The following is a 6,086-nucleotide window of genomic DNA, read 5'->3' on the forward strand; positions in this document are numbered from 1 at the left end:
GGTTGGTGGGCGATGTTCATCACGATGCTGGGCGACATGACAGCTTTCATTTCGCTGGTGTTTGGCTACTTCTTCTACTGGACCGTGCACGAAGAGTTTCCGCCGCAGCAATGGAATGGCGAACCCGTTGTCGGTGCCGGAACGTTCTGGCCCTTGGTGTCCGTTGGGCTGGCCGTCGTCGCGTGGTGCGCGGACGTGATGGCTCGTCGTCTGAATCGCAGCAATCATTCGGTCGGCTTTCACTCATCGAGTCTGTTGGCGGTGGCAGCGACCGTCGCCTCGGGGGCGGCACTTGTTTGGGGACCGTATTCCAATGGCATGGATCCGACCGTGCACGTGTACAGCTCAACGACCGGCGTGTTGGTGTTGTGGACGGTGGTGCACTTAGTTCTTGGTGCCACGATGTTGGGTTACTGCATCGCGCGGCGTCTGTTTGGAAAGATGGACGCGAAGCATGATGCGGACATCGTGAACGTCACCTTGGCGTGGCACTTCCTTCTGTTGACCGTTGCGATCACGGGATCAGTCCTGGCACTCTTTCCCAAGGTGGCCTGATGAGCGAGAGCATGAACCAGCATCCGGTACCACTGCATAAGCATGGGCAACGTCGCCCGATGAAGAAGCGTTTGTGGTGGATCGCGATCTCTCCATCGGTGTGGGCCATTCATTTCTTGGCCTGCTACATCACCGCTGCGGTCTGGTGCGAAAAGATCGGTGAGGGAAACCTTCGGCCAATGCAGACTTCCATCGGGATCTACACGGCAATCGCCCTGCCAGCGATCATCTGGGTGGGCTACGCGAGCTATCGCAACTTTCGACGTGGCGATCCACCCGTACCGTATGACTTTGACGATCCCACGGACCGAACGCACTTCTTTGGCTTCACCGCGTTCTTGCTGTCGGCACTGAGCGTCGTGGCGACTTTGTTCACCGTTTTGGTGTTCGTGATGGTGGGGAGTTGCGACTGATGAAACTTTGGATGTGGAATCTCGGCTGGTTGGTGCTCGGACTTGCGTGGTTGGGGCCGTTGCCTGAACTCGCACAAGTCTCCTTTGCCGCGCACATGACGTTGCACATGGCGGTCGTTGCCGTTGCGTCTCCGTTGCTAGCGATCGCCGCCTCCGGGACGCGATTGGATCCCGTTCGAAAGGTGCCGAGTTTGTTTTCGCCGATTCCAGCTTCGGTGGGTGAGCTGTTGATCGTATGGGCGTGGCACGCCCCGGGGCTGCATCACTTTGCTCGTCACTCTTTGCTGGGTTTCGTGATCGAGCAATCCATGTTTTTGGCTGCAGGAGTGTGGGTGTGGATCTCGGCGTTTGGAGGCGAGGCACCACGTTCACCATCACGCAGTGGTGCTGGAGTGATCGGTTTGTTGCTGACTTCCATGCACATGACGTTGCTCGGTGCGTTGCTGACTCTTTCGCCGAGACTGCTCTATTCACACCATCATTCGGTATGGATGGAACCAATCACGGACCAACACCTTGGTGGAGCGGTGATGCTGGTGGTTGGAGGGATCGCCTTCTTGGCCGGTGGCCTCTGGCTCACACAGGATTTGGTCGGTGAAGATGAAAAGGTTTCGACGCGACAGGGTTCCGCAACGTTTCAGCGACGCTACGGGAGTGGACTTCATGAGTGACTTTGGATTTCATTTTTCAACGCAAAGCGATGGTGCTGGCTCATGTTGTTGACTTGGAAGCGAGCCTTGATCGCATGTTGCGTTCTTGGCATTCTCGGCACCGTTGTCTTGGTAAGCGGAGTGATACCGGTCAACGCCAGCAGTGGTCACTGGCAGATCACACGTTGGTTGCTGAACTTCGCTAGCGACCGATCGGTGAGTTTTCATTCTCGTGGGACTAAGCCACCCGAAGACAGCGGCCTGATGGACGCGCGATTGGGGGCCGAGATCTATGAAATCAACTGCCGTTTTTGTCACGGTTTGCCGGGGCAAGAACAGCCGCCCGTTGCCAAGGGGATGACGCCGACACCACCGAGGCTGGACCGATCGCTGCTTGAGAAGAAACCGAGAGAACTGCATTACATCATCCAACATGGAATCAAGTTCGCTGGCATGCCGGCTTGGCCCGTTCCAACACGAAGTGACGAGATCTGGCCCGTGGTCGCCTACCTGCAACAAGCCTTGAAGGAGAATCGCGAAGACTTTGATGCGGAGCGATCAGATAGCGATCTGGCTGCTGTTGCGGCGCTGCCTGTCCTTCAAACTTGCGTCGATTGTCATGGCGTCGATGGAGTCAGCCGCGCGGGCAAGCAAGTTCCGCACCTAACCGGTCAAACGGAAGCCTATCTTCGTCAGTCGTTGCTTTCGTTCCGCTCTTCCGAGCGAACCAGTGGTGTGATGATGCCGGTGTGTCATGCTCTGACCAATCAAGAAATTGATGCTCTGTCGAAACACTATCACAAATCGGCTTCGACCAATCTGCCTGCCAGGCTTGAAACAGAGGTAGCGGATCAGGCTGCGGTTGATCGAGGCCGTGAGCTTGCGATGAATGGTGATCGCGGTCGAAAAATCCCTTCTTGTCAAAAGTGTCACGGACCGGACGCGGAGAACCGACGCGAGGAGTATCCCAATTTGGCGGGGCAGTCGAGGTGGTATCTGCAGCAACAGTTGAAACTATTCGAGAAGCGAGCTCGAGGTGGGGCTCAAACGGCACGCTTGATGCATCCCATTGCTGACAAGTTGTCCGAGCAGGAACGTTCTGATCTGGCAACCTTTTACGCTTCCTTGCCGAGGCCCGACGAACGTCCGGAGAAATGAACTGGCCCATCGCTGATTTCATTCGGCTACCGCGAGGAAGACGGATTGTTCTTTCACCACACACTGTCAGCAATGGAAGGTTTAATCATGGCGACCAGTCTAACGGAAAAGCAAGAAGAAATTTACGAAGAGTTTTATGATCTTGTGAACATGCAACCCAAAGAGATCGAGGAATGGTTGGAGACCGACGAGTCCAAATCCGTTGGGCAAACCAAAGAAGGCGATGATGAGTCCATCGGTCGGCAGTCGGCTCGCCGAATCATCGAGATCAAACGCACCAACAAATCGGATCTTTCTGACGATCAAGTGGATCATATGCAGAAGGTTTGTGGCTACATCAAGCGGCATGTGGCACAAGAACCCGACGGCGATGTTTCAGGTACGGACTGGTGCTACAGCCTCAAGAATTGGGGCCATGATCCGTCGAAGTAAAGAAAGAGGCAGACTCACCAGTGGTCTGCCGCGAATTGTTTTTAGGGTAGCGGACGAGGCGACGAGTCCTGAACTGGCGTCAAATCCAAGCACTCGTCGCCTCATCCACTACGATCGACCCTTCCTTTTCGCTTCGGTAGACCACTCGGTGTTGAGGTGTGCTGGCTGGATCAGACGGGTGTGCGACCGCCGGTGCATCCAAAGACTTCACCTGTCACGTAGCTCGCATCGGGGCTGGCCAACCAGACATAGAGCGGTGCCAATTCGATCGGTTGGGCAGGGCGTCCGAACAGACTGCTCCCACCAAACTCTTCGAACTTGTCTTTGGGCATTGATCCTGGAATCAGAGGTGTCCAAACCGGGCCGGGAGCCACCGCGTTGACTCGCACCCCGTGGTCCATCGCTAACTTCGCCAAGCCTTTGGTCATGCCCAACAGAGCCGACTTCGTGGATGAGTATGGCAACAAGTAGGGCGAAGGATCATAGCCTTGGATCGAAGCCGTGTTGATGATGCTCCCTCCGGGTGGCAGGTGTTTCATCACGGCTCGCGAGAGCCAAAAAGGAGCGTAGACATTGGTTTTGAAGATGCGATCGAACAGTTCGGTCGAAAACTCGTCCACATCGTTAGCCGTTTCTTGGTAGGCTGCGTTGTTGACGAGAATATCGATCGCCCCATGTTCTTGGTGGGTCTTTTCGACCAAGTCATTGCAGAACGATTCCTCGCGAAGATCGCCGCGAATCACGGACACGTCGACGCCAGCTTGTCTAGCGACTTCTGCCGTTTGTTTCGCGTCCGCGTCTTCGGAGAGGTAATTGATCGCGATGTTCGCACCTTCTCTCGCATAGCAAATCGCGATTGCGCGACCGATTCCACTGTCAGCACCGGTGATTAATGCGGTCAGGCCCTTTAGCTTGCCCGATCCTTCGTAGCTTTCTTCGCCGTGATTGGGCTGCGGTTTCATTTTCTCGCTGCTGCCCGGCATCTTCATTGCTTCTTGATCTTTGAAGGGCGGTCTTGCATACGCTTGTCTCGGATCGACCAACTGAACGCGTTCTTCGGTTGCGGTGGACATTAAAATCTCCGTTTTTACTGGGGGTATTTGCGTCGAAGTTTGGGAAGGCATCGTGTCGGTGATGCGAGGGATCGATTGTTGCAAACAATGTTCCGAATGTTCGGTGAGGGGCTTCCGCGTTCGGAACATCAGTTGCATTGCATCGTTGCATTGCATCAACGCTCAATAGCTTGATGGCTCGCAATTCGCGAGCAGTGAGATCCAATTGAAACACCGCAAAAAGAGGCCGTCATGAGTGCGTCAGCAACCGAAAAGAAGTGTGAAACGATGAACGCAGTGGTCTACGACGACTATGGCAGTCCGAATGTGTTGCACTCGGGGGTTGTTCCGCTGCCCGACCGATTGCCGGGGCAGGTTCTGATCGATGTCCAAGCATCGAGCGTGAATCCGATCGACTACCGAATTCGCAGTGGTGAGATGAAAGGGTTGTTACCTGGCGGGTTCCCTCGCGTTCCCGGCTACGACGTCGCGGGAATCATTGCGGATTGCGGTGCCGACGGGGCCTTTGAAGTGGGCGATCGGGTGATTGCGTTTCTCGATACCATGCGCGGTGGTGCGAGCGCCGATTTCGCGGTCGCCGCTGTGGACGTGACCGCTGCGATCCCCGACTCCCTGAGTTTCAACGAAGCGGCTGCGATTCCCTTGGCCGGAACAACCGCTTTGCAATCACTCCGCGATCATGGAGACATCGCAGACGGAAAACGCGTTCTGATCAACGGGGCGAGCGGCGGAGTTGGAATGTTCGCGGTTCAGATTGCCAAGGCATTCAACTGTCATGTCGATGCGGTCGCGAGTGGCGACAATGAGGACTTCTGCCGATCGCTCGGCGCGGACCACTTTTACAACTACGAAACAACGGACTTCACCGAATCGGAAGAGCGTTGGGATCTCATCTTTGATGCAGCGGGGAAATCGGGATTCTGGGACGTTAAGAAAGTGCTCAACGACGGTGGCCGCTACGTCTCAACCGAACCCGATGCGAAAGGCATGCTGATGACACTGGTGACTTGGCCGATGTCCAAATCAGGAACGGTGATGTTGGCAAAGCCTAATGCGGACGATTTGCGAACGCTGATCGAGATGCGAGAGAAAGGACAATTGCAAATCACGATCGACGCGATCTATCCGTTCTCTCAGTTGAGCCAAGCTCACCAGCATGTCGAGAACGGCGTGGAACGTGGCAAAGTCGTTCTGACCGCCGACGGCAGTGGGCTGTGATTTCAAGGCGCTCCCAACCTGTAATTGCACAGAACAAAGACAGTGGCCCTGTGAGCGTGTTGATTCAATCAGCCGGAACGCGACAGCGTCCGGTTCGTCTCCGGTATCCTGTTCGCCCCAACGGGGCAGCCCTATGACAGCCCAGGGCGGCGCCCTGGGTTCCGGCGGGACCAAGATTGCAAAGCCCCAACGGGGCGTTCCTAGCAGAGAGTCATCCCAAAACGCTAGGACCGCCCCGTTGGGGCTCGCGCTGGGTCATCCGTAACGAAACCCCGGGGCAATGCCTGGGCCTAGGATAGGGCTGCCCCCATGGGGCGTGAGACTCAGAGCATGGACCGGACGTCCGATGCGAAGGTCGGAAATGCGAAGAGTGTCGACTTCATGTCCGTTGCCGTCAGATTGAACTTCATTGCGAGAGCAAACAAGTTGATGGTTTCCTCCGCGGACGGGCCGAGCAGGTGTGCTCCGAGAATCTGATCTGTTTCCGAATCGATGAGAATTGTGTACCCGGCGACGGTGGTTCCGGTCTTACGCACACTACCCCATGAAGAGATGTCGTCGCTGAGAACCGTCAGGTTGTCGTTGCT

General features: G+C 55.9%; 6 protein-coding genes and 2 pseudogenes. 6 read left to right on the forward strand and 2 right to left on the reverse strand.

Going from position 1 to position 6,086, the window contains the following annotated elements:
• The 5 genes and pseudogenes from ACF8AM_RS23920 to ACF8AM_RS23940 all read left to right on the forward strand — a co-directional run.
• Window positions 1–555, forward strand: a pseudogene (locus ACF8AM_RS23920) (cytochrome ubiquinol oxidase subunit I); the annotation flags it as partial.
• An 11-nt stretch (window positions 556–566) separates the two neighbouring features.
• The gene (locus ACF8AM_RS23925) at window positions 567–968 is read left to right on the forward strand and encodes a transmembrane prediction (protein WP_392558066.1); all 402 of its coding nucleotides are present in this window, start codon (window positions 567–569) and stop codon (window positions 966–968) included.
• Window positions 968–1,639 carry a cytochrome c oxidase assembly protein gene (locus ACF8AM_RS23930; protein WP_392558067.1) on the forward strand — a complete coding sequence of 224 codons (672 nt, stop codon included), beginning with the start codon at window positions 968–970 and terminating at the stop codon, window positions 1,637–1,639. Before ACF8AM_RS23925 ends, ACF8AM_RS23930 begins: the two co-directional genes overlap by 1 nt.
• Window positions 1,640–1,681: 42 nt before the next feature.
• Window positions 1,682–2,776, forward strand: coding sequence for a c-type cytochrome (locus ACF8AM_RS23935; protein WP_392558068.1), 1,095 nt, complete (start codon window positions 1,682–1,684; stop codon window positions 2,774–2,776).
• An 87-nt stretch (window positions 2,777–2,863) separates the two neighbouring features.
• Window positions 2,864–3,208 carry a DUF3140 domain-containing protein gene (locus ACF8AM_RS23940; RefSeq protein WP_392558069.1) on the forward strand — a complete coding sequence of 115 codons (345 nt, stop codon included), beginning with the start codon at window positions 2,864–2,866 and terminating at the stop codon, window positions 3,206–3,208.
• Window positions 3,209–3,378: 170 nt separating this feature from the next.
• Here ACF8AM_RS23940 and ACF8AM_RS23945 read toward each other — a convergent pair whose 3' ends face one another.
• Entirely contained in the window at window positions 3,379–4,281 is a 903-nt protein-coding gene (locus ACF8AM_RS23945; RefSeq protein ID WP_392558070.1) for an SDR family oxidoreductase, read from the reverse strand.
• 231 nt (window positions 4,282–4,512) lie between these two features.
• Between ACF8AM_RS23945 and ACF8AM_RS23950 the strand changes: the two genes are divergently transcribed.
• Entirely contained in the window at window positions 4,513–5,499 is a 987-nt protein-coding gene (locus ACF8AM_RS23950) for an NAD(P)-dependent alcohol dehydrogenase (RefSeq protein WP_392558071.1), read from the forward strand.
• 323 nt (window positions 5,500–5,822) lie between these two features.
• Here ACF8AM_RS23950 and ACF8AM_RS23955 read toward each other — a convergent pair.
• Window positions 5,823–6,086 (reverse strand): annotated as a pseudogene (locus tag ACF8AM_RS23955) (NAD(P)/FAD-dependent oxidoreductase); the annotation flags it as partial.

The organism is Rhodopirellula sp. JB055, assembly GCF_043100905.1.
Taxonomy (GTDB): Bacteria; Planctomycetota; Planctomycetia; order Pirellulales; family Pirellulaceae; genus Rhodopirellula.

Excerpts from the sequence above, each read along its gene's own strand:
- ACF8AM_RS23925 (WP_392558066.1), top strand. The coding sequence starts at position 567 with ATGAACCAGCATCCGGTACCACTGCATAAGCATGGGCAACGTCGCCCG.
- ACF8AM_RS23935 (WP_392558068.1), top strand. The coding sequence starts at position 1,682 with ATGTTGTTGACTTGGAAGCGAGCCTTGATCGCATGTTGCGTTCTTGGC.
- ACF8AM_RS23930 (WP_392558067.1), top strand. The coding sequence starts at position 968 with ATGAAACTTTGGATGTGGAATCTCGGCTGGTTGGTGCTCGGACTTGCG.
- ACF8AM_RS23945 (WP_392558070.1), bottom strand. The coding sequence starts at position 4,281 with ATGTCCACCGCAACCGAAGAACGCGTTCAGTTGGTCGATCCGAGACAA.
- ACF8AM_RS23950 (WP_392558071.1), top strand. The coding sequence starts at position 4,513 with ATGAGTGCGTCAGCAACCGAAAAGAAGTGTGAAACGATGAACGCAGTG.
- ACF8AM_RS23940 (WP_392558069.1), top strand. The coding sequence starts at position 2,864 with ATGGCGACCAGTCTAACGGAAAAGCAAGAAGAAATTTACGAAGAGTTT.